Genomic DNA, 20,526 nt, shown 5'->3' on the forward strand with positions numbered 1-20,526 from the left:
TCAGGCCCTCCGGCGCAAGCGCGGGTTGGCGAGTTCGTCGAGACCGGCATTGACCAGGTAAAGGCCGACGAACAGGACGACGAGGATGACGAGCGGCGGCACGATCCACCACCACATGCCACGCAGGAAGGCGGATAGCTCCATGATCCAGAAGATGGTCATGCCGAGCGTCGGCTCGTTCTGCGGGCCGAGGCCCATGGCTTCCAGACCGACGCCGGCCAGGATCGCGGCGGAAACCGCCGTAACGAAGCTCGAGATCAGGAAGGGCAGCAAGTTCGGCACGATCTCGCCGAAGATGATCCTGAGCGGGCCGAGCCCCGACAGCCGTGCCATCTCGATATAGCCGGCATTGCGAATGACCAGCATCTGGCTGCGCACCTGCCGCGCCGGGCGACGCCATGCCAGCGCGGCGATGATCAGGGCCATGCCCATCGAGGTGAGCGAGGTCTGGACCACCGCGGCAATCATCACCAGGAACAGGATCGCCGGGACGGTGAGCAGCACGTCCACGATCCAGGTGATGACCTTGTCGCGCCGTCCACCGACATAGCCGGCATAGAGGCCGAGCGCACTGCCGACGGCCACGCCGAGCGCCCCGGCGACGAGACCGGTGCGGACGGTCAGCCACGTGCCGAGGATCATCACGGACAGGATGTCACGCCCCTGCGGATCGCTGCCCAGCGGGACGCCCGGCCCCGGCGGCTGTGCCGGCGGAACCGAGAGGGGGTTGGCGGCATTCGTGTCGACGATCAGCCGGCCAAGCCCGGTGAACAGGATCAGCGAAAGCAGCAGCAGACTTCCGACGATCATCGACGGATTGCGGCGGAGATAGCCGAGCGTCTCGCCGAGCCAGGCCGGGCCGCGCCGTGCCGTCTGTGAGCTGCGAACCTCAACGCGTGCGGTCGCCATCGTCACCTCCCGACCCGCGCACGAGGGTCGAGCAAGGGGTACAGGAGATCGACGAGCAGCATGGACAGCGCCACGGTGAGCGTCAGGATGAAGACGATGCCGTAGATTGTCGGGAAGTCGAAGAGCTTGATCGAATCCAGAAGCAGCGAGCCGAGCCCGGGATAGGCGAAGACGATCTCGACCAGAACGGCTCCGGTGACGATCTGGCCGAAATAGAGTGCCAGCGCCGTCATTTGTGGCAGCAGGGCGTTGCGCATGCCGTAGCGATAGAACAGCCGCGATGCCTTCAATCCCTTGGCTTCCGCGAAGGTCATGTAATCCTCGCCCTGGACCGTGACCATCATGCCGCGCATGCCGATCGCCCAGGTTCCGACCGAGGCGATCAGGATCGACAGCGCAGGGAGCGTTGCGTGCTGCAGGACCTCGTAGGCGAAGTCCCACGACCATTCGGGGACCGAGGTGAGGCCGTAGCCGCCGGAGACCGGGAACCAGCCCAGGCGAGAGGCGAAGACATAGATCAGCACCAGCCCGAGCAGGTAGAACGGGATCGCCGAGAACACCATGATGATCGGCGAGATCACGCTCAGCAGCGCCGAGTTACGATACCAGCCGGCGGCGGCGCCAAGCAGCGTGCCGATGAGGAAGGCGAGCAGCGTGGTGGTGATCATCAGGCCGAGCGTCCAGGGCAGAGCCTCGCCGATCAGGTCCCACACGCGCGCCGGATACTTGGTGATCGACTGGCCGAAATCGAAGCGGGCCATGTCGCCGATATAGCGCAGGTACTGCGTGAAAAGCGGCTGGTCGAGCCCGAACCTGGCACCGAAGGCCTGCGACATCTCCTGGATCTTGGTGGGATCGACGCCGGACGTCCCCGCCAGTTGCGTCAGCTTCTCCGCGATCGGGTTCTTGGGAGCGATGCGCGGGATGAAGAAGTTGAGCGTGGCGGCCGCCCAGACGACGGCGACCACCATCACGATCCGCCGGCCGATCAGGACCAGCATGTCACTGCGCCGGCTTCAGATGCGGCAGCACGTAGCCGAAGCTTCCGGAGGTGTACCAGAAGGTCGGCTGCATGTAGGGATCGTCCTTGGTCGGCCATCCCGTCCAGTACGTCTGGTTCATCGGCACGCGGTGATACCATTCCGAGATCGGCACCTCGACGGCCTCGCGCATCCAGATGTCCATGGCCGAGACGACGAGGTCCTTGACCTTCGGATTGTCCGGAGCCAGCCGGCCGATCTCGTCGACGATCTTGTCGTAATCGGCATTCGACCAGCGGGCCGGAAACAATGTCGGCCGACCGACCTCGAACGCGTTCTTGGAGTGATACATTTCGAGAGTGGCATAGGGATCGGCGATCGAGCCACGATGGCCGAACAGCGTCAGGTCGAAGCGCCCGTCGCGCAGGACCGCGCGGCTTTCAGGAGTCGACCGGAAGGAGGCGTCGATGCCGGCGTTCTTGAGCTGCTGGGCGACGATCGGGCCGACCGCGTTCAGCACGGGTATTGCCTCGATCACCACCGTCAGCGGCTGTCCGTCCTTCTCCCAGATGCCGGCGGCGTTCTTCTTGTATCCGGCTTCGCCCATCAGGGCGTCGCCCTTGGCCTTGTCGTAGACGCCGACGCCGTACTTGGCCGCGACCGGGGCGATAGCGTCGATATAGGGCTTGAGCGCGCCGAAGCCGGGGAAGGGATCGACTTTCGGCTCGGCCGCGCCGGAATAGGCGACATCGACGATCTGCTTGCGGTCGATGTAGTGCCCGATCGCCCGGCGCAGGCGGATATCCGACCATTTCCCCGATTTGTGGTTGAAGTAGAGCGAGGTCGGCCACCAGTCGCGCGCGCCATAAGGCGCTTCCTTGCCCGTCCAGGTCGTGATCTTGGGGTTCTGCGTTACGACCTGACGCACCACCTCGGCCACCTGGATGTCGTTGACGATGTCGGCCTGGTTGGTCGAGATCAGCTGGACCATGCGATCGCGCGTGCCGCCGGGGACCGTGATGATGCGCCGCACCTCCGGCATCGGGGCGAGCTTGGCCTTGGCCGCCCACCAGTCATCGCGCCTGTCGATGAAGACTTGCGCGTCGGTGAAGCGGGAGACGGTCCACGGGCTCGTGGTGACCGGCCAGCCCTTGGAGACGTCGAAGAAGCGGAACGCAGCCGGATCCCCGGCATCCTTCCAGATGTGCTCGGGCACCCATTGCAGGCCGATGTCGAAATAGTTGATCAGGTATTTGAAGGCGAAGCGTGGATCGGGTTCGCTGAGATCGATGCGGACGGTTCGTTCATCCACCTTCGTCACCGCCTTCACCGAAGCGGCCAGCGCGGCGGCGTTGAGCAGGTCCTTCTTGCCGCGTCCGTTCTCGATCAGCATGTTGAGCGTGAACAGCACGTCGTTGACGCCGAAGGGCTTGCCGTCGCTCCAGGTCACGCCGTCGCGGAGTGTCACCGTTACCGAGGTGAAGTCGGCGTTATAAGTGTAGCCCGTCGCCAGCCAGGGGATGACCTTGTTGTCGGTGACATTGTAATAGAACAGCGGCTCGAACATGTTGATGATCGAGACACGATAATCCTCGTTGTTGATCGAGAACGGGTTGGCGAGCCCGACATTGCGGAAGACCGGCGCTTCCGCCTGCGCCGCGACGATCAGCGTGCGGTTGCGCGGCACGTTCTGGGCCGATGCCAAGGCCGAAGTCAGGGCAAACACTGCGCCGATCATGAGGCTTGGGAGCAGCCTGCGGCTAGCCATGGGTCGTCTCCTCTCTGTTGTCTTACGGGTCCGGTTCTTCAGCCGGCTTGCCGTGCGTTGGCGGTCTCGGTGTTGATCAGGTCATTCATGTTGCGGGCGATATGGCTGCCGCCGGTGACGTGGATCGTCGTGCCGGTGACGAAGGAGGCGGCATCGGAGGCGAGGAACAGAGCCGCGCCGACGACGTTCTCCGGCTGGCCCGCCCGGCCCATGGGGTTGGCGTTCCGCGCCAGCCGGTTCCAGACGGCCATGTCGGCGCGCCGGAAGGCGTTGCGGTCGGTCTGGATCAGTCCCGGCGCGATGTTGTTGGCGGTGATGCCATAGGGGGCATTGTCGACCGCCAGGTTGCGGACGAGGTTTTCGAGCGCGCTCTTGGTCATCGAGTAGACCGGCATCTCCTGCGACGGCACCTGCTCCTGAACGCTGCCGATCGAGATGATCCGGCCAAAGCCGCTGCGACGCATGTGCGGGACGATCGCCTGCAGCGCCGCGATGTTGGAGGCGATGTTCATCCTGAGCTGGCGGTCGACATCCTCCATGCTCATCTCGAGGATCGGTCGGTGCACCTGGATCGAGGCGCTCAGCACCAGAATGTCGACCTGCCCGAGCTGGTCGAGCGCGGCTTCCGCTGCCGCGCGCGCCGCGGCGGGGTCGGACATGTCAGCCGAGATGGCCGAGGTTTCCGCCCCGAGCTCGGCTGCAAGCTGCTCGGCCGCCTGCGCCTTTCCGGCCGCCGCATCTGCCTCCGGCGAGAAATTGAAGGCAACCCGCGCACCATTGCGCGCCAGCGCGGTCGCGATTGCCGCCGCGATTCCGCGGCTGCCGCCGGTGACATAGGCGGTGCGCCCGCTCAGATCGACCTGAATGGCGTCCTGCATCATGCTAGGCATCCGCTCCCGTGCCGGCGGCGCCGACAAATGTTGCAACCACGCTGCCGGCCTTCGGCACGGCTGCGTCGAAGGCGAGCCGCGGAACAAGGCCGATTCCCGGTTCGTCCGGCACCGGACGATGCCCGTCGACCAGCGCCGGACGGCCGCCGGCAATCTCGTCGAACAGCTCGCTCTCGCCGACTTGACCCTCGAGGATGGTGAAGGACGGCAGTGCCGCCGCGACCTGGACGGAGATCGCGTCCAGCACCGGCCCCGCCGGGTTGTGGATGCTCGCTTCCATCCCGGCGGAGACGGCGAACTGGAGCATGACCATGCCGTTGCGGACGCCCGTGAAACGCAGGTCCGGCAGCACGACATCCATGCCGCCGACGGCGGCGATGTCGCGAATGTCGGCGACTGTCTCGGCTCGTTCGCCGCCGGCGATGCGCACGCCGATGCCATTGGCGGCGGACCGGACCGAGCGGAAGTCCTCGGCCGAGAAGGCGCGGTCATCGAGCGCATCCTCCAGCCAGAACAGGTTGGCGTTCCTGGTGAGACGCAGCACCTCGATCGCGTCCAGCCGCGACAAGCGCCAATGGCAGTCGACCATCAGCCGGCGATCCCTGCCGATCGCATCACGCACTGCAAGAATACGCTCGACCCCCGCGGCCAGCGCGCGCTGGCGCTGCGCAAGATCGGCCTCCCAGTTCAGCCCATCGAACGGCGCGATCTTCACGCCATCATAGCCCAGGGCCTCGACGACCGAGCGAGCCCGGGCAGCAAAGCCGGCCGGCGAGCGGTCGGAAATCCCACGGTTGATGTTGGCATAGGCGGCGAGCCGGTCCCGGTACGGGCCGCCGAGATGATGCGCGACCGACAACCCGGCGCGGCGAGCGAAGAGGTCGACCAGCGCCTGCTCCAAAGCATGCGTCACCGCGCGGCGCGACGAGGAAGCCTGTGCCATGGCCAAGGCCTGCAAGGCGCCTCCGGGCAAGGGCAGCGGGCGCTGCAGGAGCAGCTCGCGAGCCTTGCCGATCTCTGCGGCAACCGCGCCTTCCTCGCCGTAGAGCGTGGCTTCCCCGAAACCCTCGGCGCCGTCCTGCGTCCGTGCGCGCAGGAACAGCCAGGTCGTTTTCGCCGAGACGCCGACGACCGCCAAATCGATGCCTGCCAGGACCGGGGAGCCTGATGCCATAGGCATTTCGCCTCTTTAATCTCTCACATTGTGATAGATTGCTGATATTGAAGACCTGCGCAAGTTAAATTATGAGAGGTGTATGGCCAAGAGCTCCGCTGACCCTGTCGACACGCCTGGTGCCCAGGCTCTGACCAAGGGGCTCGACGTCCTGCTGGCCATCGGCGCGGCTGACGGGCCGGTCAGGTTCGGGGACATCGCCGAAGCCGTGAAGATGCCTGCGGCCTCGCTGCACCGGCTGCTGGCGGCGCTCGTCAGCCGCAATCTCATCCGCTACGACCGACGGCGCCGGCGCTACGAGATCGGCGTGCGCGTCCTCGAATTGTCGCGCCGCAGCCTCGACGGCAGCGAGATCATCCGCGCCGCCAAGCCGGAGATGGCGCGGCTGTCACGCAGCGTCGGCTCGACCATCCTGCTGATGATCCGGGACGGAGCGGACGTCTTCGTGCTCGATTTCGACGACCCCGATCCGAGCTATGGCCGTCTCGTGCGGCTCTGGCGAAGAAGCCCCGTGATGGAAACCGCCGCAGGTCGGGCGCTCCTCGCCGCGATGCCGCGCGAGAACGCGCTCGAGCTGCTGGCCGAGATCGATCCCGCAGCGGCCGGCGATGCACGCCTGATGTCCGAACTGGATATGGGCAAGGCCCTCGGCTACGTCGTCTGCCGGCCGGAGGCCGCGAGCGGTCGCGTCACCGTCGCCGCCGCGATCCAGGATAGCGACCGCATGCCCCTGGCGGCGATCGTCGTCATGGTCGACACGCCGGCTGCAGGCGTCGAGGAGCTGCACGATCTCGGGCGGATGCTGGTGGAAGCAGCCCGCCGGGCCTCCAGCCAGATTGGCGTTGATCTTTCAGCGCCCTACGTCATGCGCCAGCCGGCGCAGCCGCCCGACAGCTCGGTCACCGCTCTGCCGACCGGCCGGGATTTCGTCGGCGAGAGTCCGATCTGGGACGACCGGCGCAAGAAGCTGTTCTGGGTCGACGTGCTGGCGCCGGCCTTGCGCTGGTTCGACCCCGCCGACCAGCAATCCGGGCGCATCGCCCTGCCGGCGATCACGGCAGGGCTCGCGCTCGACCGGCAAGGCCAGCTCGTCGGCTGCGGGCAGGGCGGCTTCAGTCTGATCGATCCCGACAGCGGCCGGGTTTCGGCCCTGTTCAACCCGGAGACGGATCGGCCCGATAACCGCTTCAACACGGCTGGCGTCGACCCGCGCGGGCGCATCTGGGCCGGCACGATGGCGCTGGACCAGGCACCACGGCGCGGCCGGCTCTATTCGATCGATCACAGCCTGTTGTCGCGCCGGCATCCGGCTCCTGCGGGCGCGCCGCGCAATCCGGTGTTCTCGCTCGACGGCTCCCGCATGTATGTCGCGGATGCCGACCAGGCCGGCGTGCAGGTCTATGATTTCGACGTCGAGGCTGGGGTTTGCAGCAATCCGCGCCTGCTGATCGAGGCCGAGGCCGGAGCCGGCCGGCCGAACGGCATGACCATCGATTCGGAAGGGCATCTCTGGATCGCCTGGGTCGGAGGCTGGAGCGTGCGCCGCTACGATCCAGACGGGCGCCTTGTCGAGAAGATCTCTTTGCCGGTGCCGATGCCGACCGGCTGCGCCTTCGGCGGCGCGGGCAGCCACACGCTCTATGTCACCAACACCTATATCCGCATGCCGCCCGGCCTGAGCGCCGAGGCACCGGCTGCAGGGCAATTGCTGTCCATCGAAACCCGCGCGACGGGGAACGCCGTGCCGCGCTGCTGGTAGAGGTCCCACCATGCTGACGATCACGGCCGACGATGTCCTGCCGGTGCATATGGCCGACGCCCTGACCGGCGAGGCGCCGTTCTGGGATGAGGCGCGCGGCTCGCTCTGGTGGATCGACATCCAGGGCCAGCGGCTGCTCGGCTTCGAGCCGGCCAGTGGCCGAATGTCCAGCCATCGCCTGCCGCTGATGCCCGGCTTCGTCGTGAGCTTCGCCCATCATGGCCTGGTTCTCGGCCTGGAGGATGGCATCTACCCGTTCGCGCCTGAGACGGGGGTCGGCGAGAGGTTGTTCGCGGTCGAGGAAGACCTGCCGGCCAACCGGCTCAATGATGGCAAGACCGACGCGGCAGGCCGGCTCTGGTTCGGCAGCATGGACAAGACCGGTAGTGGCGCGCCGGTCGGTGCGCTCTACTCGCTGACGCCGGATGGGGTGCTGCGTTGTCACCGGAGCGAGATCCGGATCCCGAATGCCATCGCCTTCTCGCCTTGCGGCAAAACCTTCTACTTCTCCGACAGCCGCAGCCAAGTGGTCGAGGCCTTCGACTATGATGTCGCCAGCGGCACCTTTTCCAACGGCCGGGCTTTCGCGAGGTTTATGGGGGGCGAGCATCCTGACGGCGCCTGCACCGACGCCGACGGCGGCGTCTGGATCGCGGTGGTGAACGGCTCGCGGATCGAGCGGCGGCGAGCGGACGGGGCTGTCGATTTGGTGGTCGAGCTACCCGTCTCGCGTCCGACCATGCCGATGCTCGGCGGTCGCGATGGGCGGACCCTGTTCGTCACCTCGCAGCGCCGCTTCCTCGGCACGCAGAAGCTGAAGCAGGAGGCGCTGGCTGGTCAGCTTCTTGCCGTGAGAGTGCCCTTCAGCAGTCGTCGCTAGTCCGCCAGCGCTGCGGAGCACGCGAAACTGCAACGATTTCACGAATGGAAAATCGATCAGCGCCGCAAGAGAGATTTGACGTTGAGTTTGATAGATAAATTTCCTCGTGAAAAATGATAAGGTTATGGAACTCGGTAGAGAGAAGGTCGTTTTATTTGAGGCAGTCTGCCGCTTTTTATCGCCGCTCGGCAAGTGAGCTTTGTGGGCATTCGGCCTATGGGGTAGGGTATAGGAATTTCAAGAGCTGGGGCGGTTTCCGAGGTGGGATATGCCCTTCCTGGCACTCGACGATCCTGTAGAAGTAGCTCGCGCACGAGCCGCATTCGATGTGGCGTGGCGGAAGATCAGGCCGTCCTTGGCCGAAGCCGAGTGGGAGCAGGAACGCTCGCGCCTCGCCCGCATCATCGCAAACCTCGCGACTTTTGCCGTCGACGAAATCGACTTGGCCCGACGAGCGGTTGAGCGTTTTCAAAAAGCTCGCCCGAAGCGAAGTTCGGCTACGGAAATCGGTCCCGATCGCCATTGTTGACGATCGTCACGGAAAGCCGCCGGCACGCTCGAAGAAGCCCGGCGCGATTTCCCCTTGAACCTCTAGCGGCTTCAGATCGTAGAGAGGGTGTCTCTGATCTCGTGACGGGGACATTCATGCCAGTTGCGCCTTTCGGCAACCTCCCACTTTGCAGCGGGCCTGGGCGCACTGCCATGTGGTGGCGCGCGATGGCGGTGATCAGTTGGGCGGTGCTCGCCGCAGGGCTGGATCAGCTCTCCAAATGGGCGATCCTGACACAGGTCATGGATCCGCTGCGCGCCATCGAAATCACTCCGTTTCTCAATCTGCGCCTCGGCTTCAATTACGGCGTCAGCTTCGGTCTCGGCAGTGGGGTTCTGGAGAACTGGCCTGGCCTGCTCGCCGCTTTCAAGCTGGCGGTCGCTGGCGGCCTGATCATTTGGGCGATCTGCAGCCCGCGGCTATTCGAGCGCATCGGGCTGGCTCTCATCTCCGGTGGCGCGCTGGGCAATGCGCTCGACCGCTGGCGCCAGGGAGCGGTCACCGACTTCCTCGATCTGCACTGGGCCGGTTGGCACTGGCCGACGTTCAATGGCGCCGACATCGCGATCTCCGCCGGTGCCGTGCTGGTGCTCCTCGCGGCGTTTCCGCATGGAAGCGGGCAGGGCGCCGCAACGGCAAGGGAACGCCGCGCGATGGCTCGCCAAACCAGGCGGGAGAGGGGCTGATGGGAGCGGGGCATTCTCACGGAAGCACGGGCGGCTTCGGTACGGCCGCCGGTCGACACAAGCGTCGGCTCGCCATGGCGCTTGGTCTCACCACGGCATTCATGGTCGCCGAAGTGGTCGGCGGCCTCTGGACCGGCAGTCTCGCGCTCCTGGCCGATGCCGCCCATATGCTGACCGATGCGGGCGGCCTGGCACTCGCACTGATCGCCATCCGCTTCGCGGAGCGGCCCGCGACGCCGGAAACGACCTATGGCTATGTGCGTGCCGAGGTCCTGTCGGCCCTGACGAATGCGGTCGTCCTACTCCTGCTGACCGTATACATCCTCTACGAGGCCTATCGACGTTTCGTGGATCCACCACAGGTCATCGGCGGACCGATGCTCGTCGTGGCCGTGTTCGGCCTCGTCGTCAACCTGATCAGCATGCGGCTGCTCGCCGGCGGCTCCTCGGAAAGCCTGAACGTGAAGGGCGCCTATTTCGAGGTGATGAGCGACATGCTCGGGTCGCTCGGCGTCATCGTCGCGGCTGTCGTCGTCCTGACGACAGGTTGGACATTGGTCGATCCGATCATCGGCGCCGGCATCGGGTTGTTCATCGTACCGCGTACCTGGAATCTGCTCCGGCAGGCCATCCATATCCTGCTGGAAGGCGTCCCGCCCGAAGTCGATCTCGAGCTGCTTCGCAAGCGGCTTTGCCAAGTTCCGGGTGTGACGGCGGTGGAGGACCTGCATGTCTGGAGCATCACGTCGGGACTGAACGCGCTGAGCTGCCATCTCGTGGTCGATGACATGGCCCGCTCCGCAGCGGTCCTAGCCGAGGCGAGCGCCCTGTTGCGAACCGAATTCACCATCCGGCACAGCACGATCCAGATCGAGGACGAGACCATTCGTGGCGCAGCGGGCCATGCCCTGCCGATCTGAGCCGGAGCCATCACGGAAAACCTGCCATGCAAGCGATCATCGCAGCCCTCGTCGCCGTCTTCCTGCTCGACCCGCTCCAGGCCGCGATCGGCAAGAGACTCGCCGATGCCGGCGTCTCCAGGGCCGAGGTCGACGCCGTGCTCTCCTGCGTGCGGACGGCCGCGCCGACGATCATCGACAAGGTGACGAGCCAGCCCGCCTGGGCCATCGGACGCGTGATCGAAATCTGGATTGGGTCGACGCAGCCCGAAATGGTGCTCAAGGAGGTGGCTCCCGGCTGCAGCGGCACGCTGGACACGGCGCGAGCCTGGTTGCGCCGGCAAAGCTGAGCCAAACTGGCCTGCTCGCCGCCGCTCAGCCGGGCGCGGCGGTCCCCGTCCTGGAATGAGCGGTGGGGTCCTCGCGATGACGGCGTTCTTCCCCGTCCCTCATGCGGACGACGCTTACAGCGTAGAAGATGATCGCGAGCACGATCAGAGCGGCAGCCAGGGCGCGATTGCGGGATTTCAGCATGAATTCCTCCTCGGCCCCGCCGTCGCACATGAAGCGGCTTCAGGTTCAAGCCGTGGTTTCGGCCGAGGCTCGATCAGGGCCGCGGCAGGGCGTCGCAGACGCCGGCCGCGGTCTTGAACCTCATGTGGCTTCAGGTCGTAGCAGAGGCAGTCCGCGACCCTCGCACCTGCCCAGCCGGAATCCGTCGATGCACTCAGGCTCTCGCCTGCACCCTCTCGCCCTGATCATCGCATTCCTGGCGGTGCCTGTTGGCCCGCCGGCGGCTCCTGCCATCCAGCCCTGACGTTGCGAGGCCGTATGTTGCCAGCCCGTCCTCTCCGCCCCCGCACCGTGCGGCGCAACCGGGTCGTCCTAGGTCTACTGGCCATGTTCGTCCTGCTGTCGTTCACGCTCGGGATCGCGCATGTCCGGCGCGAGAGCGCTGGAACGACGCAAGGGTCTGCACGGTGAGGCCGCCATGCGCGTCCTGAAGCTGATCCGCTATGGGGCCTGGGCAGGGGTGCTGGCTGTTGCCGTGGCCGCGACGCTGCTTCTCGGCTGGTGGCGCGTCGACGGGCCCGGCCGCCCTGCCGGAAACGCGCAGCTTATGGGAGGGCTGGCCGAGATCGGCCGGAGCTTCAGCCTGGTCGATCAGACCGGGCGGCCCGTGACCGAGGCCGATTTCTACGGCAAGCCGGCGCTTGTCTTCTTCGGCTTCACCAATTGCCCCGAGGTCTGTCCGACGACGCTGTTCGACATCACCACCTGGCTGAAGACGCTCGGTCCGCAAGCCGACAGATTGCAGGTGCTGTTCATCACCGTCGATCCGGAACGCGATACGCCGCAGCAGCTCGCGCTCTATCTGGAATCCTTCGATCCCCGCATCGTCGGGCTGTCCGGAACGGGGGAGCAGGTGACGGCGGCACTGGCCGCCTTCAAGGCCTATGCCAAACGGGTTCCCACGAAAGACGGCTATACGATGGACCATACGGCATCGACCTATGTCCTCGATGCCGGGGGGCGCTTCCGGACGCTGATCGACTATCACGAAGGGGCCGCAGCCGCGCTCGCCAAAATCCGGAGGGTTCTCTGACGGTATTGTGTCCGGTGCGGCTTCCGGGGAAGGCGGACCGGCAGGGCATGGCGTGGGATCCCGGCGGCAGTCGCCGGAAGAAGCTCGGCGACCGAAAGACCGTGACGGCTGCGCCGGCATCTGCTCTCCTGGATGGCCTCGTCGGTTGCTCGTGCTTCGGCCCGGGCTTGATCTGAGCCTCTCAGAGTGGGGAGCGCATGGCGCGATGATTTGGTCGTTGAGTTCGCCCCATCTCGGCCTGCATACCGTCTTCGGGCTGCTGCTCTTCGCCGTGCATCTGGTCGTCATGGCGCGCGCCATCACCCGCCCCGACCGCACGCCCGCCGCTCGCGCCGCCTGGGTGCTGGTCATCGCGTTTCTGCCGTTGCTCGGGGTCGTGGCCTATCTGCTCCTCGGCGAGACCAGCATCGGGCGCGAGCGTATCCGACGCCTCCAGGCGGCCGAAGCGCGGACGAGCCGGCTGGACGAGGCCGCCTATGCGCCGGCCGCGCTCGACCCACAAGCCGCCGTCCTGTTCGACTTCTGCCGGTCGATCAACCAGTTCCCCCCGGTGAGCGGCAACCGGATCGCCTTGCTGGGCGACCCGGATGCGCCGCCGTCCCGCCCCGAAGTCAATTCCGATCTCGCCATCGACTCGCTGATTCAGGACATCGAGCAGGCGCGCGATCACGTTCACATCTGCTTCTATATCTGGCTCGACGACGGGAACGGCGGCAAGGTCGCCGATGCCGTCGTGGCCGCCGCAAGACGCGGAGTGCAGTGCCGGATCATGGTCGACGCGCTCGGCTCCCGAGCCTTCATCCACGGGCCGCGCTGGCAGCAATTGCGCGAGGCTGGCGTCAAGCTGGTCGCGACCCTGAACGACATTCCGCGGCTGGGTCACCTCGCCATCGGGCGCCTCGATTTGCGCAATCACCGCAAGATCGCCGTCATCGACAACCGGATCGCCTATTGCGGCAGCCAGAACTGTGCCGACCCGGCCTTCGCCGTCCAGGCGAAATATGCGCCCTGGGTCGATATCTTCCTGCGTTGCGAAGGCCCGGTCGTGCGCCAGGCGCAATATCTGTTCGTTTGCACATGGATCGCGGAAACGGGCGAGCCGCTCGAGGGGCTGCCCGGCGCAGCGCCTACCCCCGAAAGCTTCGAGCCGGGGTGCGTCGCCCAGATGTACGGCACCGGGCCGACGACGCCTGGCAACGCCATGTCGAACTCCTTCGTCGGAGGCATCTATGCCGCCCGCGAGGAACTGCTGATCACGACCCCTTACTTCGCGCCGGATGAGGCGGTGCTGCGCGCGCTCAGCGCAGCTCCGCATCGTGGCGTCAGGACCACGGTCATCTTTCCGGAGCGCAACAATTCGTGGCTCGTCGGAAGCACCTGCCGCAGCTGCTATATGGACCTGCTCTCCAGCGGTATCGCCATCTACGAGTATCCGCTCGGATTGCTGCACACCAAATCGATGACCATCGACGGGCAGATCGCGCTGGTGGGTTCCGCCAACATGGATCGGCGAAGCATGCAGCTCAACTTCGAGAACAACCTGCTGATCGCGGACGAGCAGGTGACTGCCGCCGTTCGCGCGCGCCAACTCGGTTATCTCGCCGTGTCACGGCTCGTCGAGCGCGATACCGTGCTGTCTTGGCCGTTTCACACCCGCCTCGTACAGAACGCCGCCGGCATGATGGCGCCTGTTCTCTAGACGAACCCGCCTCCTGGCCGGGAATTCGACCTATAATCACAGCAACACCATGCCCCCGATTTTCAAAGATGAAGAGAGAGGCATAGTGTTTCCGCAATAGAAACCCTAAGTTATTGAAATCGTTTGATTGGGATTTTTGGATTCCAGGATCAAAGTTCCGCAATCAGAGGGATAGTACTTCCGCAAACTTAGCCGCTCTCTTAGCCCAAAACACAAAAAAACCCGGCCGTGAGGCCGGGTTGAAATCCTAGCGAACCTGGATTCGATTTAGATGCCGGGCGGAATAGCGGCTCGCTCGTAAAACGACGCGCCAACCTGATTTGGGGGCCAAGCTGGCTCAACACCGCGCATTGCCAATTCCCGCTTCAAGGCGGGCATATGCTGTCCGCGACTGCGGGCGAGCTCATGGAGCGACGCATATTGAGCTTTGAAACCTTCGATGGATTTGCGTGGAACGGCGATATAGGGACATCGATTGATAGGGTTGATCCGGCTCTCAGTCGCGAGCAGCTGGCGCTCTACGAGCACGCTGACAACCCTATCGGTGGATCGAAGTAAGTCTGCAGCCTGACGCATTGTAAGATTGTCACCGTATTCACCGTGCGTAAGCCGTTTGATCTCGGACACATCGACCAAAATGGAATGGTATCCGGTTGTCGCGGTCCACGAGCCTACCCACCCCAACTGGTGATCGAGTATCAGTTTTACAATCTCCATCGCCGAGCAGCAGGCACGCTTCGCCGCTGCTGCGATGGTCAACTGGGGCCCCTCAGGTTCTTTAACCCATACAGCGTTGGCGGACAGGCGCCTTATGAATTCGTCAAGCTCACGGCGGTCGTAGCGCTGATCGCCTAGTTCGAGGCGGTCATGCCCTTCCACCGGCTGAATGAAGCCATGATCTGCCAGGAGTTTGGTGTGCACGCGCCCGGCATTGATGTAGGTCTCAGCCTGCTTCAGCGTGATGACGTTCTGGAGCATCTCGATGATCGGCTCACCTGCTGACAGGCGAAAGGTCACCAAGTTGTCGCTGAGGTGGTCGCTATCGGGCGGCAACACGCCTGACGCGCGGAGCACCCTCCTGAGGCGCTTGTGATGGATTCCACTTGCGCGGGCCGCCGTGAAGACCGAGTGCAGCCGTCGTTCCTGAACAATTTGCTTGCCGAAGAGCCTGTCGTCCGGGCTGACAGGGGCCACGTCAGCGACGAAGTCGATGACGATGGCTTGAACCGGGTCGTAGTTCAGATCGCCCTTCATCGCGTACAACCATTTGAAGAATTGCCCAAACCAGGCCTGAGGGCCGGAGGCGCCTTGCCTGGCGCAACTGCTTGTCGACCAGAGATCGTGCAAGAACGCTCGAACATCGGCAGGACCGCCAGCGGCAATGTCGTACCCGCGGCTGCCGGCATGTCGCCAGTCCTCTTCGCTCAGATCGCGAATGGGCGCATCGCGCCCGTTGCGGTCTACGGCACCGATCACTTCGCAGGTTCTCCAGGCAACATAGAATGGCAGGCTGTCGAGCCAGCGGGGGCCGGCGCCGCCAGTCAGACGCGCTTCAAGATACTGCTCCAACTCTGTTGGATCGCCCGGCTTTGCCTCCTGAGCGAGTGTCGGAATATCAACGACGAGCGGTGCCATTCTCCGGGCAAAGTCATGAGTGGTCTGGTCGTTGCTGACCTCGCCGAACTCCACCAGCCGCACATGGTGCTTCAGGCAAACACGGTAATGTTGAAACAGCCAATCGCTGCGGCCGCTCGCTTGCCATGGACTGGCGCCATCGCCGAGATCCTCCGCCAGGCAGCGGGGGCAGGCCACGACTCGCGCTCGTCGGAGGGAGGATCTGACGAAGGTCTGCCCGCGATAGAGATAATGGTCATGCTCACGGACAATGGCCTGATCGAAGAGCTGCTCGACCGAAGCACCGGAGACGCTGGCAAACCGGCTCAACGCGGCCCGATCTCCGTCTACGATGTGCTGGTACTGGAAACCCATATCAAGCGCGAACACGCTGAGGCTCTGGGCGCGGTGCAGAAGTGCCAGCCGTGACAGGAAGCTCGCCGGTGACTCACCGGTCCGCAGCTCGAGCGAAGGATAGAGGCCGCTCATGAGCGACCTCCATTCTTGCGACCGCGACCACTACGACGCGGCGGGTCAATCGGTAGGACGGGCTCGATTGGCGGCTCATCAACCAGGACCTGTGAGCAATCGAGATCAGCCCAGTTTGGAGCCACGAATGGGTTCATCAGCGCGCCGCAGCCGGTTCGGTCTGTGTAGGCAGTGGCGAAGTGCTCGATCGAAAGCGCCTTCTCGTCCAACAGGGCCAGCTCGACGGCCTCGTGAATCAGCTCAATCACAAGCCCGAAGCGGTGCAAGGCGCCGTGGATCAGCCGAGGCGCGATCTGCTCGGCCGCGTCTTCGCCAATGGCGACGCCAACCACCTCCGCAAGGCCGCAGATGATGCCTTCGACCATCTCATTGTCGTCGGGCAGCCTTAGCAGCGGAACCGACACAAACTGGCCACGACGGCGAATCTCGTCGATTTTGCGCATCTCGGGGATCAGGCTAGGCAAGCCCGAAATGATCAGGCCAACTGGCCAGGACGAGACCATCAGCGTCTTGAAGGTCTTCCTGATGTTGTCCATTTGGACCACGTTGGCGTTGTCCGTCAGATTGTGCGTCTCGTCGAAATGGATGATCAGCACACCGGCAACGGGTAGAAGCTCCAGGATGCGGGCCCAGATGATGTGATCCGCCAATTCCCGAGCCAGAGGGTAACCCAGTGCTCTGAGCACCTCTCGCCCGAGCGTTTTTAAGGTGCAAGGAGCTGGCACGATCACCCTGAGCAAGGGAGAGCGATGCTCTCCCCGAGGCTGAAGGATGGGGTGTGTTCGAAAAAGCCGCTCGAGAGATGCGGTTTTTCCGGTTCCGGCCTCCCCGCTCACGAAGAGGCAGCGCCCCTCATGCCGAGCGTGCGCTGGCTCGCTGCCAGACTGCCGCTGGCTCAGAACGGAACGCATCAGCGTATCGAACTTGCGCCTGAGCTCAGGATCCCATTCCGTCTCGATATGCTTGTTTTTCAGCTTTTCACGCGCCGCCAAAACGATTTTCTGCTGCTCTGAAAGCGAAACGCGGAATACCTCAATGAGGTCAGAGTTATAGGTCATGGAAATATCAATCCGTAATCTTAAATGAACGGGTCTTGGCTTTGGGTGCGACAGCTGAAGGCACAGCGCGTTCGCTGGTCCCGGTCGGAATCGCCCCCGCGAGCAGATTGCCGACGAGCGGCGTGGCGCCGTCAGCCAGCTGCGCAGGTCGACCAAAGCCGTACCCGAGCTCCTTTTGTGCGTAGTCCAGTTCTTCGGTGCTGGGCCGAGTGGAGAAGATATTCACGCGGGCAGCAGCTGCCCTGCCAAGCTCCCAGGCATCCTTGATCGCCTTCGCGACGATCCTATCCGCAACCGCCGCCTCAGTCTTGAATCGCCGCCGAAGATCCGCCTCCGCCGCGCGCCAAATTTTCAATGGGACGTCGTCGAAGCCGGGCCGTACGTTCGGAACTGCGAGCCAGCCGCCATCTTCGAGGCGGACGGAGACGTGACCGAGGTCCATATGGTCCATGCGGACCTCGAGGGTGACATCACCTCGCTGGCGGCGAAATTCCTGCAACTCGCGGCTATTGAAGTGGAGGCCGAACAAGTTGACGCCTTTGGGCGTCAAGCAGCAATCGCGCTTGACACCGAAGACGGCACGACGACGGTGGCGATCAGGCGATGGAATGATCCCATAGGCCTTGACCAACCGCTTCCAGCAGTTGGCGGGTGTTTCTCCTTTCAAACCGGCGTGCGGAGTGTTGTGGTAGATGTCGAGCACCCACCGGGTGATGACATCGCAGAGCTCATGTAAGGTCAGGCTGACTCGGGCGACCGGGTCGTAATCACCCTTCGCCGCGATCGATTCAAAAGTCCGGCCGGTGTACGGGCAAAGCGCTTGCGTACCTGCTGTTCTGAAGAACCGCTCGATGCGACCCCGAAGTGACGGAATTCCGGCTGGCGGAGCTTCCGCGTCGGCTTCGAGATCGATGATCGCGCGACGAAACCGCAGGGACAGAAAAGCGGCCCCCTGATCATGAACAATGCGCTCGGGCGAGCCATAGAAGTCGTCTCGGCACATCGCGCCGGCGGCCAAGGCGTACGGCGCCTTCGGCGTCACCACCATCTCGAGAGTGTCCAACGCAAGCTCGGCCGTCGGTGTGAGGCCGAGCTTGAATCCAACACAGACGGATGTCGCGCTATCCAGGGCAGCGCATAGCCACGGACGAGCGGTTGCGATCTCTGACTGCAGCTTGTCTGAAAGCTTATCGAGGATCCCGAGATCTGCGCAGAGGGTTTGCAGGTTCACGCGCCATTCATCGATTTCAACGCGCTGAAGTGGCCGCTCGACGTCGACGCCGTTTTGCACCATCGCGAAGCGCTTTCTTGCGGCATCGAGACCGTAGCGGCATGCATGAACATCGAATTCGTGGAAGGAGTTGATCTCCGCCACCAAGCGCTCATAGCTTGGGACCCGAAGCGGCTTTTCACCCGCCGCCTCCCGCTTCGGGTTTTCCTCCTCGATGATGTGAGCCTTCATTAGGCGATGGACATCGCGCTTGGTCGGCCGGGTTTCCGACATGTACATCTGGGTGAAGCGGTGCATGATCTGCCGCTCAGGCAGCCCCAGTCGCTCCGTTACACGGTTACCCGATCTGAAATAGCGCTTCCGGAGCGCGATAGCTCGTTCGCCGCCCTCCAGGTACCACTTGCGCCATTTGCGATAAGTGCGCGCGCTTGGAGGTTTGCGGCACCCAAGCTCGCGATCGCCAGCCTTCGGCTTGATGATTTCGCCATCTGCATTGCGGTTTGCAGTACGACTTAGCTCATCAGCATGGTCGCGCTGCGCGACAACTGGAGCCCACTTCTTATAGGATGCGTCCGAGAGAGTGGCATTCTTGGCCTGGATCTCCTTCTCCATCCCTCCGCAAAACCTCGTGCGCCACAGCACCTCTTCCTGCTGATCTTCTGGAATCCAACTGATCAGCCCATCGACCGAATTGGAGGCAGCGGACGCTTTGCCCTCGGCAAATGCGCTCCGTTCAAAACGGAAGTCGGGCTTTGAGGAAGCCAGCAAGAGATCCCGGTCGGTGAAAGTCTCGACCACATCGGGATCATCAACGCGTTCGAGAATATATCCGTGGGGCAGACGGCGGCGGCGCTTGTAAGCGATGTTGTTGATGACCAGGCGATCCTGGTACGACAGGCTGAAGCGCGGGGTGAATTCGGAGTTCATCACGCGACCTCCTCATTGCTCGAGGAGATCGTGAGCTCGATCCTAGCCAGATATCCGATGCGGGCATTGTCGATGACGCGAACGACGCCCGCGGCGATCAGGCGGATGATTGCCTGGAAGGCCTGACCTTCGAGGCCGCTCGCCTCGATGATCTGCCCGATCGTCGCGTACTTATGCTCGGCCAGAAGACGTTTGATGAGTTCGTCGTGCGCCGGGTTCGAGGTGCGAAGCGACTGCCTGAGCAAAACCGCGTTATGGACATGGTCTAGCGGGAGGTCCTCGTCGGTGACGAGCTTTACGCCATCGGCGAAGCTGCGCGGCAATTGCCGAGCGATGAGACTTAATGTCTCCAGAAAGCGAGTGCGTTTCGCGACTTCCATGGGCTTGACCGCGATTGCGATCTTCTTTCCCGATCGCAAAGTTGCCAGGAAGTCGAATGTGTGCCGCCGAGGGGTACCTTCGGCGTCGACCCAGGTCACAGCGGGAGGCTGCTCTCGAAGGTCGACGACATCTGGATTGGTCGCGATGATTTGCGCCGCGTCACGTTCCTCACCAGACTCGCACATGACCTCGCGACCGTGGACAACGATGCTGGGTCGGCACGCCCCGCGGCTCTTGGAGTGGACATTTCGAGACGAACGCGACTCGCCCGGCAGATAGATCATCGGAGCCGGCGAAGAAGGCAGGTTTTCAATAGTAAGCATCTTGGGGTTCTCTTCGGTAGGCACACTACCGCGACCCCAATTTCTCGTGAAAACTGCTTGCGCTTTATCACGCGCGCATGTATACACGAGGAACTGAGTTCGGCAGCTGCCGGAGTTCGGTAGGTCCACTCCGAGGTTTTCCAGTTCCGGAGGAGTGGGTTGTCTCAAGGGGACATTCTGACGGGCGTCAGAATGTCCCTTTCATTTTTGAGTCGGTTCGAGCTTCGTCTCTACATTCCTGGTTCCTGATCTGGTTCGGGCTCGGTTCTGCCGATGAGAGGGAAGGCGATGATCTCGGCTGTTAGAACGGGCCTGACCCGCGCTTCAGCCTCGGCCTCCGCCAGAACGACCTGTGCGGCGGCCACGGATGCTGCGTGAATGGCACGCAGTGCGACCCGATCGCCAAATTCCACTCGGATTTGACCGAGCCGGACTACGAGAGCAGCCAACTTCTCCATTCCGTACTCCGTAGATGAAAGGGGTATGGTTCAGGTCGATTGGGCATGAACTAGCCAAAGTTGATGCTGCCTGTGCGTTTTCAATCTGTGTTTCTGTCGCGAAATCTCCATCTGTTATCCCAACTCATTCGCTGGTTGACGGGTTTGTACCTCAGGCAACGGTATCTCTGTCCAGCGATTTGACGCCGACTCATGACCGGTTTTGCGTCGACTTTACCGATTCGACTCTGTATTCGCTTTATGGT

The 20,526-nt window shown here is 63.6% G+C and carries 18 protein-coding genes; 8 read left to right on the plus strand and 10 right to left on the minus strand.

Translation table 11 applies throughout. The features are described from left to right. Genes CE453_RS12430 through CE453_RS12450 form a run of 5 tightly spaced genes read right to left on the minus strand, consistent with a single transcriptional unit; the run spans nucleotide 1 to nucleotide 5,721 of the window. Nucleotides 1–909 carry an ABC transporter permease gene (locus tag CE453_RS12430; RefSeq protein ID WP_089174875.1) on the minus strand — a complete coding sequence of 303 codons (909 nt, stop codon included), beginning with the start codon at nucleotides 907–909 and terminating at the stop codon, nucleotides 1–3. A 2-nt stretch (nucleotides 910–911) separates the two neighbouring features. Further along, a complete protein-coding gene (locus CE453_RS12435; protein WP_089174876.1) occupies nucleotides 912–1,910 on the minus strand; it encodes an ABC transporter permease in 999 nt (332 codons plus the stop codon). 1 nt (nucleotide 1,911) lies between these two features. Continuing rightward, complete coding sequence (locus tag CE453_RS12440; RefSeq protein ID WP_089174877.1) at nucleotides 1,912–3,657, minus strand: ABC transporter substrate-binding protein; 1,746 nt, start codon at nucleotides 3,655–3,657, stop codon at nucleotides 1,912–1,914. Between the two features lie 38 nt (nucleotides 3,658–3,695). Continuing rightward, nucleotides 3,696–4,538: an SDR family NAD(P)-dependent oxidoreductase gene (locus CE453_RS12445; protein ID WP_157733011.1), complete on the minus strand. Its 843-nt coding sequence runs from the start codon at nucleotides 4,536–4,538 to the stop codon at nucleotides 3,696–3,698. 1 nt (nucleotide 4,539) lies between these two features. Further along, nucleotides 4,540–5,721 (minus strand): enolase C-terminal domain-like protein, encoded by a 1,182-nt coding sequence (locus CE453_RS12450; RefSeq protein WP_198302329.1) that lies wholly within the window; start codon nucleotides 5,719–5,721, stop codon nucleotides 4,540–4,542. 82 nt (nucleotides 5,722–5,803) lie between these two features. On the opposite strand from CE453_RS12450, the gene CE453_RS12455 reads away from it, so the two are divergent. The 6 genes from CE453_RS12455 to CE453_RS12475 all read left to right on the plus strand — a co-directional run bounded on the left by CE453_RS12455 (nucleotide 5,804) and on the right by CE453_RS12475 (nucleotide 10,845). Then, nucleotides 5,804–7,480 carry an SMP-30/gluconolactonase/LRE family protein gene (locus CE453_RS12455; protein ID WP_089174880.1) on the plus strand — a complete coding sequence of 559 codons (1,677 nt, stop codon included), beginning with the start codon at nucleotides 5,804–5,806 and terminating at the stop codon, nucleotides 7,478–7,480. Between the two features lie 10 nt (nucleotides 7,481–7,490). Then, on the plus strand, nucleotides 7,491–8,360 hold the full coding sequence (locus CE453_RS12460) for an SMP-30/gluconolactonase/LRE family protein (RefSeq protein WP_089174881.1): 870 nt from the start codon (nucleotides 7,491–7,493) through the stop codon (nucleotides 8,358–8,360). A 268-nt stretch (nucleotides 8,361–8,628) separates the two neighbouring features. Continuing rightward, a complete protein-coding gene (locus CE453_RS28575) occupies nucleotides 8,629–8,889 on the plus strand; it encodes a hypothetical protein (RefSeq protein ID WP_157733012.1) in 261 nt (86 codons plus the stop codon). After that, nucleotides 8,886–9,596: a signal peptidase II gene (lspA, locus tag CE453_RS12465; protein WP_248308043.1), complete on the plus strand. Its 711-nt coding sequence runs from the start codon at nucleotides 8,886–8,888 to the stop codon at nucleotides 9,594–9,596. Before CE453_RS28575 ends, lspA begins: the two co-directional genes overlap by 4 nt. Then, a complete protein-coding gene (locus CE453_RS12470) occupies nucleotides 9,596–10,516 on the plus strand; it encodes a cation diffusion facilitator family transporter (protein WP_089174883.1) in 921 nt (306 codons plus the stop codon). Before lspA ends, CE453_RS12470 begins: the two co-directional genes overlap by 1 nt. 26 nt (nucleotides 10,517–10,542) lie before the next feature. Then, nucleotides 10,543–10,845, plus strand: a complete 303-nt coding sequence (locus tag CE453_RS12475) for a hypothetical protein (protein WP_089174884.1) — start codon at nucleotides 10,543–10,545, stop codon at nucleotides 10,843–10,845. Nucleotides 10,846–10,870: 25 nt separating this feature from the next. On the opposite strand, the gene CE453_RS12480 is transcribed toward CE453_RS12475, so the two are convergent. After that, the gene (locus CE453_RS12480; protein WP_157733013.1) at nucleotides 10,871–11,029 is read right to left on the minus strand and encodes a hypothetical protein; all 159 of its coding nucleotides are present in this window, start codon (nucleotides 11,027–11,029) and stop codon (nucleotides 10,871–10,873) included. Between the two features lie 403 nt (nucleotides 11,030–11,432). On the opposite strand from CE453_RS12480, the gene CE453_RS12485 reads away from it, so the two are divergent. Further along, on the plus strand, nucleotides 11,433–12,101 hold the full coding sequence (locus tag CE453_RS12485; protein WP_248308044.1) for an SCO family protein: 669 nt from the start codon (nucleotides 11,433–11,435) through the stop codon (nucleotides 12,099–12,101). Nucleotides 12,102–12,318: 217 nt separating this feature from the next. Beyond that, nucleotides 12,319–13,800 (plus strand): cardiolipin synthase, encoded by a 1,482-nt coding sequence (cls, locus tag CE453_RS12490; protein WP_248308045.1) that lies wholly within the window; start codon nucleotides 12,319–12,321, stop codon nucleotides 13,798–13,800. A gap of 267 nt (nucleotides 13,801–14,067) precedes the next feature. Here cls and CE453_RS12495 read toward each other — a convergent pair whose 3' ends face one another. The 4 genes from CE453_RS12495 to CE453_RS12510 are packed head-to-tail and all read right to left on the minus strand — an operon-like array spanning nucleotide 14,068 to nucleotide 19,823. Then, the gene (locus CE453_RS12495; RefSeq protein ID WP_089174887.1) at nucleotides 14,068–15,903 is read right to left on the minus strand and encodes a TniQ family protein; all 1,836 of its coding nucleotides are present in this window, start codon (nucleotides 15,901–15,903) and stop codon (nucleotides 14,068–14,070) included. After that, nucleotides 15,900–16,961 (minus strand): ATP-binding protein, encoded by a 1,062-nt coding sequence (locus CE453_RS12500; RefSeq protein WP_089174888.1) that lies wholly within the window; start codon nucleotides 16,959–16,961, stop codon nucleotides 15,900–15,902. The genes CE453_RS12495 and CE453_RS12500 overlap by 4 nt, the downstream gene beginning before the upstream one ends. Nucleotides 16,962–16,968: 7 nt before the next feature. Next, a complete protein-coding gene (locus CE453_RS12505) occupies nucleotides 16,969–19,119 on the minus strand; it encodes a Mu transposase C-terminal domain-containing protein (RefSeq protein ID WP_089174889.1) in 2,151 nt (716 codons plus the stop codon). Next, nucleotides 19,119–19,823 carry a TnsA endonuclease N-terminal domain-containing protein gene (locus CE453_RS12510; protein ID WP_089174890.1) on the minus strand — a complete coding sequence of 235 codons (705 nt, stop codon included), beginning with the start codon at nucleotides 19,821–19,823 and terminating at the stop codon, nucleotides 19,119–19,121. The genes CE453_RS12505 and CE453_RS12510 overlap by 1 nt, the downstream gene beginning before the upstream one ends. Between the last annotated feature and the right edge of the window lie 703 nt (nucleotides 19,824–20,526).

Origin of the sequence: Bosea sp. AS-1, assembly GCF_002220095.1 — a bacterium.
Taxonomy (GTDB): Bacteria; Pseudomonadota; Alphaproteobacteria; order Rhizobiales; family Beijerinckiaceae; genus Allobosea.

Excerpts from the sequence above, each read along its gene's own strand:
- CE453_RS12430 (WP_089174875.1), bottom strand. The coding sequence starts at position 909 with ATGGCGACCGCACGCGTTGAGGTTCGCAGCTCACAGACGGCACGGCGC.
- CE453_RS12435 (WP_089174876.1), bottom strand. The coding sequence starts at position 1,910 with ATGCTGGTCCTGATCGGCCGGCGGATCGTGATGGTGGTCGCCGTCGTC.
- CE453_RS12440 (WP_089174877.1), bottom strand. The coding sequence starts at position 3,657 with ATGGCTAGCCGCAGGCTGCTCCCAAGCCTCATGATCGGCGCAGTGTTT.
- CE453_RS12445 (WP_157733011.1), bottom strand. The coding sequence starts at position 4,538 with ATGATGCAGGACGCCATTCAGGTCGATCTGAGCGGGCGCACCGCCTAT.
- CE453_RS12450 (WP_198302329.1), bottom strand. The coding sequence starts at position 5,721 with ATGGCATCAGGCTCCCCGGTCCTGGCAGGCATCGATTTGGCGGTCGTC.
- CE453_RS12455 (WP_089174880.1), top strand. The coding sequence starts at position 5,804 with ATGGCCAAGAGCTCCGCTGACCCTGTCGACACGCCTGGTGCCCAGGCT.
- CE453_RS12460 (WP_089174881.1), top strand. The coding sequence starts at position 7,491 with ATGCTGACGATCACGGCCGACGATGTCCTGCCGGTGCATATGGCCGAC.
- CE453_RS28575 (WP_157733012.1), top strand. The coding sequence starts at position 8,629 with ATGCCCTTCCTGGCACTCGACGATCCTGTAGAAGTAGCTCGCGCACGA.
- CE453_RS12470 (WP_089174883.1), top strand. The coding sequence starts at position 9,596 with ATGGGAGCGGGGCATTCTCACGGAAGCACGGGCGGCTTCGGTACGGCC.
- CE453_RS12475 (WP_089174884.1), top strand. The coding sequence starts at position 10,543 with ATGCAAGCGATCATCGCAGCCCTCGTCGCCGTCTTCCTGCTCGACCCG.
- CE453_RS12480 (WP_157733013.1), bottom strand. The coding sequence starts at position 11,029 with ATGCTGAAATCCCGCAATCGCGCCCTGGCTGCCGCTCTGATCGTGCTC.
- CE453_RS12485 (WP_248308044.1), top strand. The coding sequence starts at position 11,433 with ATGTCCGGCGCGAGAGCGCTGGAACGACGCAAGGGTCTGCACGGTGAG.
- CE453_RS12495 (WP_089174887.1), bottom strand. The coding sequence starts at position 15,903 with ATGAGCGGCCTCTATCCTTCGCTCGAGCTGCGGACCGGTGAGTCACCG.
- CE453_RS12500 (WP_089174888.1), bottom strand. The coding sequence starts at position 16,961 with ATGACCTATAACTCTGACCTCATTGAGGTATTCCGCGTTTCGCTTTCA.
- CE453_RS12505 (WP_089174889.1), bottom strand. The coding sequence starts at position 19,119 with ATGAACTCCGAATTCACCCCGCGCTTCAGCCTGTCGTACCAGGATCGC.
- CE453_RS12510 (WP_089174890.1), bottom strand. The coding sequence starts at position 19,823 with ATGCTTACTATTGAAAACCTGCCTTCTTCGCCGGCTCCGATGATCTAT.